This is a genomic window from Aestuariivita boseongensis (assembly GCF_001262635.1).
GTDB lineage: Bacteria > Pseudomonadota > Alphaproteobacteria > Rhodobacterales > Rhodobacteraceae > Aestuariivita > Aestuariivita boseongensis.
Genome location: NZ_JXYH01000041.1, coordinates 20941 through 35281, shown reverse-complemented (window position 1 = coordinate 35281; position 14341 = coordinate 20941). Strand labels below are relative to the sequence as shown.

Genomic DNA, 14341 nt, shown 5'->3' with positions numbered 1-14341 from the left:
TCCGCCGACACGCCGGGGGGCTGTTGCGCGGCCAGAATCGCATCGAACTCCTCGGTCGTGATGACAGCCACTTCCTGCACCTCGAACGGCAAAGGATCGGTCTTGAACGTCCCTCCAAAGAACGCCCACAGGATCAGGGCCAGATGGCCCGCGCCCGAGATATAGGTGCCGGTTTGCAACGTCTCATCACCCGTCGGGATCGGTCAGCGTGGGCCCGCCCACATCCGTCACCAACCCGATATTGGAAAACCCGCCCGCATTCAGCGCGCCCATCACCTGCATCACGGTCTCGTAAGGAACGGCCCCGTCCGCGCGCAAAAACACCCGGTCCGAGACACGTTCCGCCGCAATGCCCCGCAACCGCGTGACAAGCTGATCGCGCGCCACATCCGTGGTCTGGATCTGCACCGACCCGCTGGCGGTGATAGTCACCGTCAACGGCTCTTCCTGATCGGCTGGCAGCGCGTTGGCCGCCGTCTTGGGCAGTTCCACCGGCACACCCACGGTCAAGAGGGGGGCTGCCACCATGAAGATGATCAGAAGCACCATCATCACGTCCACGAAAGGCGTGACGTTGATCTCAGCCATGGGGCGTGAACGCGACCTGCGCCTCCGCCGCCCGCCGCCTCCTTCGGATTGCATGACACCGCCGCCCATGGATCAGCTGTCCAACTGGCGCGACAGGATGGTCGCAAACTCATCGGCAAAGGCCTCATACCCCGCCACGATGCGGTCGCTGTCTGCCGAAAACTTGTTGTAGAAAATCACTGCAGGGATCGCCGCCAGAAGGCCCAGACCCGTGGCCAACAACGCCTCGGCAATGCCGGGTGCCACAACGGCCAGGTTGGTGTTCTGCTGTTCGGCAATCTCGATAAAGGCATTCATGATGCCCCAGACCGTGCCGAACAGCCCGATGAAGGGCGCGGTGGATCCAACCGTCGCCAGGATGGACAGACCTTTCTGCAGATCCTCGCTCTCCTTGGCAATCGCCACATCCATCGACCGGTCGATCCGCGACTGCGCGCCCGCAATCAGCCCGCCATCATCGCGATGCGAGCGGCGCCATTCGGTCATGCCGGCAGCAAAAATCTTCTCAGACCGGCCGGCAGGTTGCGGGCCAATCTGATCAAAGAGGCCATCCAGGGGCTCCCCCGACCAGAATTGCCGGTCAAACTCCGCCGCCTCACCCCGCGCCGCGCGGTAGATGATGAATTTCTGAATGATGATCGCCCAGGCCCAGAAGGACGCCAGGATAAGGACCAGCATGGTCAGTTTAACGGTAAGTGTTGCACGTGCGAAAAGGCCCCACATGGAGAAATCAATCTCCTGTGCCGCGCCCAGAATCTCTGCTTCCATCTGCCTGCTCTTTTATAACGGCCATTCGTTGGGCCTTATTTGAACAGAGCTTAGCCTAGTTTTAAGGGGAAAGCCAAGAAATCCGCCTCAACCCGCCGCTTTCGGTCGCATCAATGCGCGTATTTCTGCCGGAAGGCGGGTCGGGCGGCCTTCGGTGGTCATGCAAACGGCGGTGACAAGCGCCTTGAAGATCACCTCATCGCCCCGCATGACGGTCTGTTCAAAGACCCAGCGCACCGCCGATTGCGCATAATGCTCGGTCACGATTGTCAGCCGGTCGCCCAGCCGGGCCGATCCGATGTAATCCGCCTCGACCCGAGTGACGGCGAAAACGATCCCCTCGGCGCGCATGGCGTTCTGATCGACGCCCATCTCTTCGACGATTTCAGACCGCGCGCGTTCGATATAGCGCAGGTAATTGGCGTAATAGACGATGCCCGCCATATCGGTGTCTTCGTAATAGACAGTGACGGGAAATCTGTGGGCGGACATGGGCAACCTCCTCGCGCTTGGCGCACCGTATGGTGCGCAGCACAGGGGTTCAAGACGGGCATTTCGTGCCCGGGCGGCGCCGCGGCACCGCCCAGCCAAGCCAAGGCAAGTCACGCCGTCAGTTCTGGGGAAAATGCGGACGATCCGGGCTGTAATAGGTCGCCAGATAATCCAGGATCATCTCGCGATCGGTCTCGTCAATCTCGCCCATGCCCATCTCGTCGACCATCCAGACCAGGATCTCGTCCCAGCCGTCGCGGGTCTGACCCTGCTGCGCAATGATCATTTCGGAATGGCAGACGGTGCAGTAATCATAGGTCAGCTGCGCGCCCGGCATGGGATGCAGAATGCCCACGTCATAGATCACTTCCGTGCGCCCCTGATCATCGGTCACGGTCGTCTCAGCCAGCGCAACACCCGTGCCGACACTCCCCGCGCAGGCAAGAGCGGCCAGCACAGAGGCCTTTTTGGTCATCATCAGGTCAATCTCCTTGCAGCATGAACGGGGCGCGGCCCCGAAAACAGCCGCGCCCCGCCTGTGTTCAGTTCACGATCAACTGGCGCTGACCCCGACGCGGTGCATCGAGTTGTTGCCATAGCCCCGCGGGTTCCACGAAATCGCATGGGGCTGCGAGACACCGGCACTGTCGGTCGCGCGCGCCCAGATCTCGTAATAGCCCGCCATCGGGAAGCTGACATTTGCCCGCCAGTTCTGCCAGGCGCCCGGATTGACCGGCGCGTCCAACTCGGCATCCGACCAGGTCGCACCGAAATCGGTCGACACCTGCAGACGCTCCACCGTGCGGTCGCCCACCCAGGCATGGCCGCGCACTTCGGTTGACAGGCCTGTTTCGGCCCCGTTTGCGGGGAACGTGACCAGCGATTTGACCGGCATCGCCTCCATGATCACCATATCCTCATTGGGCACATCGGTACCGGGTGCCACGGGATAGGCGGGCATACGATAGGATTTGCCACCCATCTTCTCTCCGTCATGTTCCACGTCGCGCACCCAGATCCGTGTCAGCCATTTCTGCGAGCACGACCCCGGCCAGCCCGGCACAACCAACCGCAAAGGCGCGCCGTTCATCGGGTGCAGGGGGGCTCCGTTCATCTCGAAGGCGATCATGACGGTTTCATCCAGCGCCTTTTCAATCGGCAGCCCCCGCGACAGGGGAAGCTTGTCGGGATCGCCCGACAGGTGAATGTCAGCCCCCTCATGCCCGGTATAAACCGCAGCCGCTTGGACGCCCGCCGCCTCCAGCACGTCTTTCAGGCGCACGCCGGTCCATTCCGAACAGGCCACGGCGCCGACGGTCCACTGGTTGCCGCGCGCAGGCGGATCAAAGGCCGACCGGCCATTGCCGCCGCATTCGATATGCAGGGCGCGGGTGATCACCTCGAACCGCTCGCGCAGATCCGCGATGGTCAGCGTCATCGGATTGTCCACAAACCCGTCGATGGTCAGTTCCCAACTGTCGGCATCCATACTGTCCGGCAGCAGGCCATTGTTGCGGATGAAATGGCGGTTGGTGGGCGTGATCGCATCATCCAGCAGATGCGCAGGCGTCTCCGCGTTCACGGGCCGGTCGCCCAAAAGGGTCAGCCCGTCCTTATCGGCCAGCGGGTTCTCATCGGCAAAAGCCGCGGGCACAAACCCCTCCGGCAGATTGGCGGCGAATGGCACAGCCAACCCCGCCACCGTGGCATAGCCCGCGCCGCGCAGGAACCTGCGGCGGCCCTCGTTCTCGGCCGTTTCGATACCGGGGCTCAGATCGTTATTCAGGTCACTATGGTCTTTCACGTCGCTCTCCTCCCAAAGAACATGAACGAGACAAATGACGTAGCGTAAGCGGCGTAAAACTCAACTGTTTTGGTCAAGAGTTTTAGCGCAGCAAAAAGACCCGCGTAAAAAGGCCGATCAGTTCTCCAGCCCCACCCGCGCGGCCAGCCGCAACGCGTGGGATGCATCCTGCGCCACATCCGGCATCACCGGGTCATAGGCCGCGCGAATGACCGACGCGATATCGGGGCGCAGCACAGTCTTCTCCCCCGCCACGGCAAGGGGCGAGCGATCCCGAAACGCGGTGTCAGACCACAAAAGTATCGTCTGAACCACCTGAGACAGCGCAAGCGTCTCGGCGGGCACCGCGCTCAGATGCTCATCCATGCGCAAAAACACGAATGCCGCCTGAATTGCGCCAGCCTTATCAAACCGAAACACCCGGTATTGATTGGCCTCCGCCGCCTCCAACCGCGCCACCAGAGGCCCCAGATCCGGCACCAACCGATCCAGGTTCGGCACGTCGGGCAATTCCGCCCAGTCGCGGAAGAAAAAGATCATCAGGTTCGCGCCCAGCTCTGGATCGGTCTCGGCCATCTTGTGGCCCGACAGCACACACACCGCCTCCAGCGCGCCTTTGACCACCTGCAGCGTTTCATCTTCCACGCCAATCACCACGGGCGCGATGGGCCGCCCCCAGCGGGCAAACAAAAACTGCCCGTCTTCGCGCGTGAACAGCGCCTCTATCTCACTGGCCTGCATCTTCTTCTTGCCTCAAATACGCATCACAACCGATCACCCAAAGAGATCGCTTTGCCCCTTAGGCGCATCCATCCCCAGATGATCCCAGGCCTTCTGCGCCAGCATCCGGCCCCGCGGCGTGCGCTGGATCAGGCCCTGCTGCAGCAGATAGGGCTCGATCACCTCTTCGATGGCATCGCGCGCCTCGCTCAGCGCGGCTGATAACGTCTCCACCCCCACAGGTCCACCGCTGTAATTCTCGGCCACCAGCCGCAGATAGCGCCGGTCGGCCCCGTCAAGGCCCCGATGATCCACACCCAGCCGCGTCAGCGCGCGATCCGCCAGTTCCTGGGTGATCGTCCCGTCACCCTCGACCACGGCGAAATCCACCACCCGGCGCAAAAGCCGCCCCGCGATCCGTGGTGTGCCCCGCGCCCGCTTCGCGATCTCGCGCGCGCCGGCGTCATCGGCGGGCGCGCCCAGCTTGCGGGCATTGCGGGTGACGATCTCGTGCAACTCATCCACCTCATAGAATTGCAGCCGCACCGGAATACCGAACCGGTCGCGCAGGGGCGTCGTCAAAAGCCCCATCCGCGTGGTCGCGCCCACCAGGGTAAAGGGCTGCAATTCGATCCGCACCGTGCGCGCGGCGGGGCCTTCGCCGATCACCAGATCCAGCTCGAAATCCTCAAGCGCGGGATAAAGCACCTCTTCCACCGCCGGGTTCAGCCGATGGATTTCGTCGATAAACAGAACATCGCGCGCCTCGAGATTGGTGAGGATCGCCGCCAGATCCCCCGCCTTGGCCAGAACGGGCCCCGAGGTCATGCGGAAATTCACCCCCAATTCCCGCGCCATGATCTGCGCCAGCGTGGTTTTGCCCAGACCGGGGGGGCCGTGAAACAGCGTGTGATCCATCGCTTCACCCCGCTGGCGAGCGGACTGGATGAAGACGCGCAGATTCGCCCGCGCCTCGGCCTGACCGATGAAATCATCCAACATCTGCGGGCGCAGAGCGCGGTCGTTATCCTCGGGCAAAGGATCGGGGCGCAGGGTGGGATCGGCGTCAATCATACCCTACCCTTTCGGCGCCAGCAGCTTCAGCGCCGCGCGGATCAGCGCGGCGGTGTCTGCCTCCGGCGCCTCGCCGGCGGCCTGCGCCACGGCCGAGGCCGCCTCGGACGGGCCATAGCCCAGGTTCGATAGCGCCGACAAAGCCTCTGCCTGCGCCGAGGCGCTGCTGGGCGCAGGAGACTTGCGCGCAGGCGCGGGCGCAGGCGCATCCGCCTCGATCACCTCGGCATCGCCGCCGCCCAGGATCTCATGCGGAGTGGCCCCCATCGCCATCACCGACGGCGCTTTATCCTTCAGATCCAGCACCACGCGCTGCGCAATCTTCGGCCCAATCCCCTTGGCGGCCTTCACAGCCCCCCAATCGCCCAGCGCAATCGCGCGGCCCACGCCATCGGCGCCCAGCGTGCCCAGAATGGCCAGCGACGCCTTCGCGCCCACGCCCTGCACAGACATCAACAGCCGGTGCCATTCCTTCTCGATCAGGCTGGGAAAGCCAAAGAGCTGCATCAGATCTTCACGCACCACCAGATCGGTATAGAGCGAAACCGGCTCGCCCGCACCGGGCAGGCCCGCCATCGTGCGGTCGGAGACATAGACGATGTATCCCACACCACGCACATCGATCAGCACGTGATCCTCGGCCCGGTAATCCAGCCGTCCCGTCAGCCGCCCGATCATGACGCGGCCTTCACGGCGCGGCTCAGCGAGCCTGCGCTTTGCAAATGGAAGGCATGGCACAGCGCGATGGCCAGCGCATCGGCGGCGTCGGGGCTTTCGGGATCGCAGCCGGGCAATTGCATCCGCACCATGTGATCCACCTGTACCTTGTCGGCATGGCCCACGCCCACCACTGCCTTTTTCACGCTGTTGGGCGCATATTCCCCGACGTTCAGGCCAAACTGCGCGGGTACCAAAAGCGCAATCCCCCGCGCCTGGCCCAGCTTCAGCGTGCCCGCCGCGTCCTTGTTGACAAAGGTCTGTTCGACCGCTGCTGCCTGCGGGGCGAAACGCTCGATCACCTCGGTCAGTTGGCGGTGCAGCTCAAGCAGCCGCGCGGCCAGATCGCCCGCACCGGACCGGCAGACCCCGTTCGCGACGTGAGACAACCGCCCCCCCTGCGAGTCGATCACGCCCCAGCCGAGGTTTCTGAGGCCGGGATCAATTCCCATAACGCGCATCTCTGGACCCTGCTCAGCCTGTTTGTTGCTTTTTTACGGCAGTAGCACGAAACGCGAACACCTGCCAAGCCATTCCCGCCCTGCGCCCAAAAGCGACACCCGGACTGACCGCCGCGACATCAGGGCGAAATCCGACATGGGCGAGGTCTGAAAACGACATGCGCCCATCGGAATTTTGGTAAAAATTTCATTACCTTATGGCAAATCCGAGACATGCAATGGCTGCATATCAAACATGCGATTTTCGCGGCTTGCGGGCCCAAAAAAGCATCACTATCTGCCGCCCATCGGAACGAAACAAGAGCAACGCTAGATAAGGAGACTGGATATGGCAACTTTTGACACCAGCCGTACCACTTATGGCGCGCCCGGCCTGTTTGGTCGCATCGGCGTCGCCTTGAACACTGTTATTGCCACCGTCGTGGCCTGGAATGACGCACGCGTGACCCGCAATGCGCTGGCCAAACTGTCGGATCGTGAACTGGAAGACATCGGTCTGGTTCGCGGCGATATCGACATGGTCGCAATCACGAACAAACTGAACTGAGTTTTCTTTCGGCCCTGGCCGAAATGAACAGCGCCGCGCGACCCATGGTCGACGCGGCGCTTTACTTTTTAAAACACGTATTCCGTACTCAAATCACTCGTTACTACCCATCCGCGGGTTTACTTCATAACCGTTCTCAAATGATGAGCGACGAACTCCGATACCGGATCGCTTTGCATGACAGCAGCTCCCATCTGTTCGACGAAGGTGCCCCCGGCCAGTTCGGCAACATTGGCGTCATAGGTCACCTGCCCCACATGGGCGAGAGACAGGCCCTTGAACAGGATGAACGCGGCCAGGAAAAACAGGACTGACCGAAGCGAAATCACCCCGGACCGGCGCTTTGGCTTGACAATCAGCAACCCGTCCGAGCGCAGTTGAGTGGTAAACCCGCGCTCCATCGCGCGGTTCTTACGCTCAAGCTTGCGCAGGCGTTTCTTGAATTGGTTTTTCTCGTCACCCAATCCCATGACAGCTACTCCACACTGGCCCCCACCAGCGGATGTGAAAGAGTTACGTCTGAAATGTGGCAAAATCTGGGCAACTGCCCCAATCTCAAGAAAAATTGGGCTTATTTATGCCTTCTTTCGCAGGACTAGCGTCGTCCAGTCGACAATACTGTTGCGACTGACCAGATTGTATCCAAGTGCTTGATAAACCTCGACCACCTGATCGGCCTGTTCGTTCAGAATCCCCGACAGAATCGCGAATCCCCCATCCGAATTGTGGCGAAAAAGGTCAGGCGCGAGGGCAATCAGGGGGCCTTTCAGGATATTTGCGAAAATCAGATCGTAAGGCGCGGCCGATTGCAGGTCGGGATGGTCAAATCCGGCCGCTTCAAGGCAGCTGACCCGCCCCTCCAGCCCGTTGGCTTTCAGATTGGCCTCCGCCACATCCACCGCCACCTGATCAATATCGCTGGCCAGGATCGTCGCATCCCAGATCCGCGCGGCAGCCATGGCCAGAACGGCCGTGCCGCAGCCGATATCGGCAACGCTGCGCGGGGCAAAGCCATCCTCGATCAGGCTATCGAGCGCCAGCAGGCAGCCCAACGTGGTGCCGTGATGCCCGGTGCCAAAGGCCATGGCGGCCTCGATCAGCAGGGGTTCGGTCCCATCGGGCACCTTGTCGGCGTCATGGCTGCCATAGACAAAGAACCGTCCGGCCTTGACCGGGGCAAGTTCGCGGCGCACATGGGCCACCCAATCGGTTTCCGGCACTTCCGAGACGACAAAGGGTTTGGCGTCAAACGCGGCCGCCAGCAGCGCCAAGGCCGCCTCGTCCGGGGCATCGGTGAAATAGGCCCCGATCTCCCACAGGCCCGATCCATCCTCCATCTCGAAGACACCGATGCCGGTGGGTTCCGGCTCCATCCGTTCCAGCGCGTCGCCCAGGGCTTCGGCCTGGGCCTTTCCGGGCAAAGTGGTCAAGGCTGTGAAGGTGGGCATCAGCGCCTCCGGAATGCGTTGATATCACGCCAGCCGCGCCGGGTCCTGAGATCAACCTGAATGTCTTTTGCTTCGATGTTGCGCACGAAATGCCAGCCCCACAGCGCCGACACAAGCCCCATCACCACGCCCAGCGCCGCCTGGGCATAGATCACGCCCACCGCACCGGCCAGCCCCGCAAACCACACCGCCACCGGCCAGGTCAGCGCGCCGTCGCGGATCCAGGTCAGGAATGTGGCCCGGGTGGGCCGGCCCAGCGCGTTGAAGGCGGCATTCGACACGAAGAAGGCGCCGGTGAACAGGAACGCCCCCGCGCCCACATGGGTGAAGGCATGGAGCACCTCCAACCCTCCGGGCGTCAGGCCAAAGGCGCGGCCCACCGCATCGCTGAAGCCCGCCAGCAGGGCCCAGACGATCAGCGTATAGCCGATGCAGAAGATCATCGCGTCGCGATAGGTGCTGATCAGCCGGTCATACTGCCCGGCCCCGTAATTCTGGCCGAAGATCCCGCCGATGGCGCCTGACAGCGAGAATATCCCCCCAAAGGCCACAACCGTCAGCCGCCCCACCACGGCCCAGCCCGCCACCGCGTCATCGCCGAATTGCGACAGAACAGCGGTGAGGACATAATTGCCGAAAGGCGTGGCCATCTGCGTCAGGATCGCGGGGATCGCCACCGCCATATAGGGTTTCACATCGGCCCAGGCCTGCGCAAAGGAAGGCCGCGCGATCAGGTCATAGGTGCGCGTCGCGAAATACAGCGCCGTACACATCAGCACCAGCCGCGACACATTCAGCCCGATCGCCGCGCCATCCAGACCAAGCCCCAGCACGAAAATCAGCATCGGATCCAGAAAGACCGACACGGTGCCCGATGTCAGCGTGATGAACATCGCCCGCTTGCCATCCCCTTCGGCCCGCAACACACCGCTTGCCACCATACCGACCACCATGGTGACCAGCGACGGCAGCGTCATCAGCAGATAGCGGGCCGAAAAATCCAGCGTCTCTCCGGTCGCGCCGGAAAACTCCAGAATGTCATAGCGGAATGTGATGATCAGCGCCGCCATGGCCGCCTGCACCAGACAGGCGATCAGAACAGCACTTCCCGCAATCTGGCGCGCCCGCTGCCTGTCGCCCGCGCCAATGGCCCGCGAGGTCAGCACCGTCGCCGCGATCATCAGCCCGATCCCGGACGAGACCGAGAAGAACTGGATCGCAAAGGCAAACCCAATCGCCGCCACCATCCGCGCATCGCCCAGCATGGCGATCCAAAAGAGGTTCATCGCATCGACAAGGAAGACAAAGGTGATGCCCGCCGCCCCTGTCATGGTCATGCGCACCACATGGCCCATTGTGGGGCCTGACAGGAAACGGCCTTCGGTGCTCATGGTTTATTCCGCAGGCGCCGCCGCGAAGCGGGAGAAAACTGTCTCATGCCCCGGCTCGGGATGGCGCGGGATCATCAGCGCCAGCGCCAGCGACACCAGCGCCATGGCAGAGGCCAGCCAGAACACCGCCGCCGGGTTCAAAAGCCACAGATACCCCAGGGCCGCCGGCAGGAAAACCGCCGCGATATGGTTGATCGTGAAGGCCACAGCCGCCGTGGGTGCAATGTCGCCCGGATCGGCGATCTTCTGGAAATAGGTTTTCAAGGCCAGCGCCAGCGCAAAGAAAAGATTGTCGATCAGATAAAGCGCGGCCGCCAGCACGACCCCCCAGCCAAAGTAATAAAGACCGCCATAGGCCAGAAAGACCAGCGTCAGCCCGACATATTCAAAGGCCAGCGCCTTGCGTTCGCCAAAGAGATGCACGGCCTTTCCGATCAGCGGGCCAAAGACGATATTGGCCAGCAGGGTGATCATGTAAAGCGCTGCGATCTCGTTTACTTTAAAGCCGAATTTCTCGACCATCATGAACCCGGCGAAAACGACAAAGATTTGCCGCCGCGCGCCCGACATGAATTGCAGCGCGTAATAAAGCCAGTACCGGCGGCGCAAGATCATCTTCTTGGTCTGGGGATGGGGGGCTTCGAACTGCGGATAGGCGAAAAAGGCGATCAGCGCGATGGCCGCCGTGGTCCCCCCCGCCAGCATATAGACGGTGTTATAGGTCAGAGCCAAAGGCTCCCACAGCAGGACGATCACGCCATAGGCCAGCAGCGTCGCGCCTGAACCTGCGGCCAGAAGCCAGCCCAACATCTGCGGCGCGCGGTCTTTCTTGAGCCATTGAAGCTGCAGCGACTGGTTCACCGTTTCATAGTAGTGAAACCCGATGGAGCTGAGCATGGTGATGGTCAGCAGCCCGCCCATCGTGGGAAACCAAGCCGTAACCGCCGTGGCCACCCCCAGCAGGATCAGCGAGACCAGCGCCAGCACCTGTTCGCGCACGAAGATGATGATGGCGATCACGCCCACGGCCAGAAAGCCGGGGATTTCCCGCACCGTGTGCAGCCAACCGATATCGCTTCCATCGAACTGCGCGGCCTCGATCACGAAGTTGTTCAGAAGCGCCGACCACGTGGCAAAGGCAATCGGCATCGCGGCTGCCATCAGAAACAGCAGTGCTACGGGCTGACGCCAAAGCGGAAGCGACGCCGCCTGATCAAGGGGAAGCGGTCGGAACATGCCCTTCCCTTACGCCTGTCCCGGATTCGATGCGAGGAGAAATTAACCTGTGCACAACCCTTGTGCTTTGGTGAAGGGGTGGCGGGCTGAAGCCCGCCCTACGCGTTTGCCCGTAGGCCGGGCTTCAGCCCGGCACCCCGCTCAATAAAAGCTCTGCGGGTCGATATCGACGCTCAGCCGCAGATCGCCTTTCAACCGGATGGGCGCGATCCATCGGGCAATCGCACCCTGAATCGGCGCGCCCTTCGCGGCTTTCACCAACAAACGCACCCGGTGCCGACCCCGGATCCGAGCAATGGGCGCTGGTGCAGGCCCGAAAACCTGCGCGCCGATATGGCGCAAAGGCCCGTCATTGCGCGCAAGTGCATTGCCCAGATCGAACACCGCGCCCACATCCGTGCCCGACAGAACGATCCCGGCCATCCGGCCATAGGGCGGCACGCCTGCGGCTTGCCGTTCCGCCGCTTCGGCCTTCCAGAACGCCTCCTCATCCCCGCCCAGAATCGCGCGTATCACCGGGTGTTCAGGCTGATAGGTTTGCAGCAAAGCCTGACCCGATTTCTCCGCCCGCCCCGCGCGGCCCGCCACCTGGCGCATCAGTTGGAACGTGCGTTCGGCCGCGCGCAGGTCTGATCCTTGAAGGCCCAGATCGGCGTCGATTACACCCACCAGGGTCAGCAACGGAAAGTTATGCCCCTTGGCCACCAGTTGCGTGCCGATGATGATATCTGCGCCGCCTTGCGCGATCTGCTCGATCTCGGCCTTCAGCGCGCGGGCCGATCCGAACATGTCTGAGCTCAGCGTCGCCACACGCGCCTCGGGGAAGAGCGCGACGGCCTCTTCGGTCAACCGTTCGACACCGGGACCGACCGGGGCCAACCGATCTTCGGCCCCGCAAGACGGGCAGACCGTGGGAATGGGCACCGTCTCCCCGCATTGGTGGCACATCAGGCGTTTGAGGAAGCGGTGTTCGACCATCCGCGCGTCACATTCCTCGCACCCGATCTGATGGCCACAAGCCCGGCAGAGCGTCACCGGCGCGTATCCCCGGCGGTTGATGAACAAAAGCGCCTGTTCGCCCTTCTCCATCCGCGCCTCGACCGCTTGTTTCAGCGTCGGAGAGATCCAGCGCCCCGCCTCCATCGCCTCGGACCGCATGTCGATGGCGCGCATTTCGGGCAGCACGGCCTCGCCGAACCGCGCCGTCAGCTCCAGCTTGTCGTATTTCCCGGCCTCTGCGTTGGCCCAGCTTTCAAGCGATGGCGTGGCCGAGGCCAGAACCACCCGTGCGCCCCCCATCGCTGCGCGCAAAACGGCCATGTCGCGGGCATTATACAGCACGCCATCTTCCTGCTTGTAGGAGGTGTCGTGTTCCTCATCCACGATGATCAGACCCAGGTTCTGGAACGGCAGGAACAGCGACGAGCGGGCGCCGACGACCAGTTGCGCCTCCCCCTGACCGACCATTTTCCAGATGCGGCGGCGTTCGGTCATCGTGGCACCCGAATGCCATTCGGCGGGGCGCGCGCCGAACCTTGCCTCCACCCGGGCGAGGAATTCGCCGGTCAGCGCGATCTCGGGCAGAAGCACAAGCGCCTGACGGCCCATTTTCAGGCACTCGGCCACCGCTTCGAGATACACCTCCGTCTTGCCCGACCCGGTCACACCTTTCAGAAGCGTCGTGCCATAGCGCTCGGATCGCAGCCCGTCGCGCAGGGCCGCAGCGGCGGCCTCCTGATCGCCCGTCAGGTCTTTGCCGGGTCGCGCGGGATCCAGCCGAGGAAAGGGCAGATCGCGCGGGCTGTCTTCTTCGCGCACGGCACCCAGCTTCACGAGGCCCTTCACGACCGACGACGTTACCCCCGCCATCTCCGCCACTTCTTTCAGGGTGAAGGACAGCCCGCCATAATCGCGCAGCACCTCCAGCACGCGGGTGCGGGCATCGGTCATCCGGTCAGGGATCACATCCCCCAAACGGTAGATCTTGCGCATTGACGGCGGATCGCCCAGCCCCGGCGCGCGGGTGGCCAGCCGCAGCATCGCGGGCATGGGTGTGAGCGTATATTCGGCGGCGCGGCCCAAAAACTCCCGCAACTCATCGCGCATGGGTGCCGCATCCAGCGCCCGGATGACCGACCGGATCTTGGAGCGGTCGTAATCCCCCGCGCCCTTCCCCCAGACCACGCCCAGAACCTTGCGCGGGCCAAGCGGCACCTCGACGAACGCGCCCAGATGGCACCCGCCTTCGGGAGCCTTGTAATCCAACGGGCGATCCAGCGGTTGGGTCGTCAGAACCCCCACCAGCTCCCCTTCGTTGAAAAACGCGTCGTCCTGCACCGATCATCCCCCGATCCGGGCTTTCCGCCCCTGCCCTTCTGGGGTAAAGCCAACCCAACCCAAGGCCAACCCATCAAAAGAGGGGCACCCCATGAAATTTTTCGTAGACACCGCCGAAATCGACGCCATTGCCGAGCTGAACGAGCTGGGCATGGTGGATGGCGTGACAACCAACCCATCGCTGATCCTGAAATCGGGCCGCGATATTCTGGAAGTCACCAAGGAAATCTGTGATCTGGTCGACGGCCCCGTCAGCGCCGAAGTGGTCGCTACGCAAGCGGATGAGATGATCGCCGAGGGCCGCAAACTGGCCGAGATCGCGCCCAATATCGCCGTCAAACTGCCGCTGACCTGGGACGGGCTGAAGGCCTGCAAGGTGCTGTCGGGCGAAGGCAAGATGATCAACGTGACCTTGTGCTTTTCGGCCAACCAGGCGCTGATCGCCGCCAAGGCTGGGGCGACGTTTATCTCGCCCTTTATCGGGCGGCTCGATGACATCAACCTCGATGGCATGGACCTGATCGCCGATATCCGCACGATTTACGACAATTACGGGTTTGAGACGCAGATCCTTGCGGCCTCCATCCGGTCGGTGAACCACGTGCTGGACAGCGCGCGGATCGGGGCCGATGTGATGACAGCACCGCCCGAGGTGATCAAGAAACTGGCCAGCCACCCGCTGACCGACAAGGGGCTGGAGCAATTCCTGGCGGATTGGGCGAAGACGGGGCAGAAGATCCTGTAAGCACTGCGGCGTG

General features: G+C 62.7%; 16 protein-coding genes. 2 read left to right on the top strand and 14 right to left on the bottom strand.

What is annotated here, in order from left to right:
• Positions 1–186: 186 nt before the first annotated feature.
• The 9 genes from tolR to ruvC form a co-directional block, all read right to left on the bottom strand.
• Entirely contained in the window at positions 187–657 is a 471-nt protein-coding gene (tolR, locus tag TR61_RS14565) for a protein TolR (RefSeq protein WP_050931181.1), read from the bottom strand.
• Positions 658–660: 3 nt separating this feature from the next.
• Positions 661–1356 carry a protein TolQ gene (tolQ, locus tag TR61_RS14560; protein ID WP_050931178.1) on the bottom strand — a complete coding sequence of 232 codons (696 nt, stop codon included), beginning with the start codon at positions 1354–1356 and terminating at the stop codon, positions 661–663.
• 87 nt (positions 1357–1443) lie between these two features.
• A complete protein-coding gene (locus tag TR61_RS14555) occupies positions 1444–1848 on the bottom strand; it encodes a YbgC/FadM family acyl-CoA thioesterase (RefSeq protein ID WP_050931174.1) in 405 nt (134 codons plus the stop codon).
• 118 nt (positions 1849–1966) lie between these two features.
• Positions 1967–2326, bottom strand: coding sequence for an aldehyde dehydrogenase (locus tag TR61_RS14550; protein WP_245626900.1), 360 nt, complete (start codon positions 2324–2326; stop codon positions 1967–1969).
• A 75-nt stretch (positions 2327–2401) separates the two neighbouring features.
• On the bottom strand, positions 2402–3652 hold the full coding sequence (locus tag TR61_RS14545) for a sulfite oxidase (RefSeq protein ID WP_245626899.1): 1251 nt from the start codon (positions 3650–3652) through the stop codon (positions 2402–2404).
• A 117-nt stretch (positions 3653–3769) separates the two neighbouring features.
• Entirely contained in the window at positions 3770–4393 is a 624-nt protein-coding gene (locus TR61_RS14540) for a hypothetical protein (protein ID WP_050931171.1), read from the bottom strand.
• A 33-nt stretch (positions 4394–4426) separates the two neighbouring features.
• Positions 4427–5446, bottom strand: a complete 1020-nt coding sequence (ruvB, locus tag TR61_RS14535) for a Holliday junction branch migration DNA helicase RuvB (protein ID WP_050931167.1) — start codon at positions 5444–5446, stop codon at positions 4427–4429.
• 3 nt (positions 5447–5449) lie between these two features.
• Entirely contained in the window at positions 5450–6124 is a 675-nt protein-coding gene (gene ruvA, locus TR61_RS14530; RefSeq protein WP_050931162.1) for a Holliday junction branch migration protein RuvA, read from the bottom strand.
• The gene (gene ruvC, locus TR61_RS14525) at positions 6121–6624 is read right to left on the bottom strand and encodes a crossover junction endodeoxyribonuclease RuvC (protein ID WP_050931158.1); all 504 of its coding nucleotides are present in this window, start codon (positions 6622–6624) and stop codon (positions 6121–6123) included. Before ruvC ends, ruvA begins: the two co-directional genes overlap by 4 nt.
• A 328-nt stretch (positions 6625–6952) precedes the next feature.
• Here ruvC and TR61_RS14520 point away from each other — a divergent pair, with 328 nt between their 5' ends.
• Positions 6953–7171, top strand: coding sequence for a DUF1127 domain-containing protein (locus TR61_RS14520; protein WP_050931148.1), 219 nt, complete (start codon positions 6953–6955; stop codon positions 7169–7171).
• A 119-nt stretch (positions 7172–7290) separates the two neighbouring features.
• Here TR61_RS14520 and TR61_RS14515 read toward each other — a convergent pair whose 3' ends face one another.
• The 5 genes from TR61_RS14515 to TR61_RS14495 form a co-directional block, all read right to left on the bottom strand.
• Positions 7291–7641 carry a hypothetical protein gene (locus tag TR61_RS14515; RefSeq protein ID WP_050931145.1) on the bottom strand — a complete coding sequence of 117 codons (351 nt, stop codon included), beginning with the start codon at positions 7639–7641 and terminating at the stop codon, positions 7291–7293.
• A gap of 105 nt (positions 7642–7746) precedes the next feature.
• Positions 7747–8619, bottom strand: coding sequence for a 50S ribosomal protein L11 methyltransferase (locus tag TR61_RS14510; RefSeq protein ID WP_050931142.1), 873 nt, complete (start codon positions 8617–8619; stop codon positions 7747–7749).
• A complete protein-coding gene (locus TR61_RS14505) occupies positions 8619–10010 on the bottom strand; it encodes an MATE family efflux transporter (RefSeq protein ID WP_245626898.1) in 1392 nt (463 codons plus the stop codon). Before TR61_RS14505 ends, TR61_RS14510 begins: the two co-directional genes overlap by 1 nt.
• Positions 10011–10013: 3 nt before the next feature.
• A complete protein-coding gene (locus TR61_RS14500; RefSeq protein WP_050931138.1) occupies positions 10014–11246 on the bottom strand; it encodes an MFS transporter in 1233 nt (410 codons plus the stop codon).
• A 141-nt stretch (positions 11247–11387) separates the two neighbouring features.
• Positions 11388–13583 carry a primosomal protein N' gene (locus TR61_RS14495; protein ID WP_050931135.1) on the bottom strand — a complete coding sequence of 732 codons (2196 nt, stop codon included), beginning with the start codon at positions 13581–13583 and terminating at the stop codon, positions 11388–11390.
• A 91-nt stretch (positions 13584–13674) separates the two neighbouring features.
• Here TR61_RS14495 and fsa point away from each other — a divergent pair, with 91 nt between their 5' ends.
• Positions 13675–14328, top strand: a complete 654-nt coding sequence (fsa, locus tag TR61_RS14490; RefSeq protein WP_050931133.1) for a fructose-6-phosphate aldolase — start codon at positions 13675–13677, stop codon at positions 14326–14328.
• The last annotated feature ends 13 nt before the right edge of the window (positions 14329–14341 follow it).

Coding starts and splice junctions, on each gene's coding strand:
- TR61_RS14550 (WP_245626900.1), bottom strand. CDS start 2,326: ATGATGACCAAAAAGGCCTCTGTGCTGGCCGCTCTTGCCTGCGCGGGG.
- TR61_RS14510 (WP_050931142.1), bottom strand. CDS start 8,619: ATGCCCACCTTCACAGCCTTGACCACTTTGCCCGGAAAGGCCCAGGCC.
- ruvA (WP_050931162.1), bottom strand. CDS start 6,124: ATGATCGGGCGGCTGACGGGACGGCTGGATTACCGGGCCGAGGATCAC.
- fsa (WP_050931133.1), top strand. CDS start 13,675: ATGAAATTTTTCGTAGACACCGCCGAAATCGACGCCATTGCCGAGCTG.
- TR61_RS14555 (WP_050931174.1), bottom strand. CDS start 1,848: ATGTCCGCCCACAGATTTCCCGTCACTGTCTATTACGAAGACACCGAT.
- TR61_RS14540 (WP_050931171.1), bottom strand. CDS start 4,393: ATGCAGGCCAGTGAGATAGAGGCGCTGTTCACGCGCGAAGACGGGCAG.
- ruvB (WP_050931167.1), bottom strand. CDS start 5,446: ATGATTGACGCCGATCCCACCCTGCGCCCCGATCCTTTGCCCGAGGAT.
- TR61_RS14520 (WP_050931148.1), top strand. CDS start 6,953: ATGGCAACTTTTGACACCAGCCGTACCACTTATGGCGCGCCCGGCCTG.
- tolR (WP_050931181.1), bottom strand. CDS start 657: ATGGGCGGCGGTGTCATGCAATCCGAAGGAGGCGGCGGGCGGCGGAGG.
- TR61_RS14505 (WP_245626898.1), bottom strand. CDS start 10,010: ATGAGCACCGAAGGCCGTTTCCTGTCAGGCCCCACAATGGGCCATGTG.
- ruvC (WP_050931158.1), bottom strand. CDS start 6,624: ATGCGCGTTATGGGAATTGATCCCGGCCTCAGAAACCTCGGCTGGGGC.
- TR61_RS14515 (WP_050931145.1), bottom strand. CDS start 7,641: ATGGGATTGGGTGACGAGAAAAACCAATTCAAGAAACGCCTGCGCAAG.
- TR61_RS14500 (WP_050931138.1), bottom strand. CDS start 11,246: ATGTTCCGACCGCTTCCCCTTGATCAGGCGGCGTCGCTTCCGCTTTGG.
- tolQ (WP_050931178.1), bottom strand. CDS start 1,356: ATGGAAGCAGAGATTCTGGGCGCGGCACAGGAGATTGATTTCTCCATG.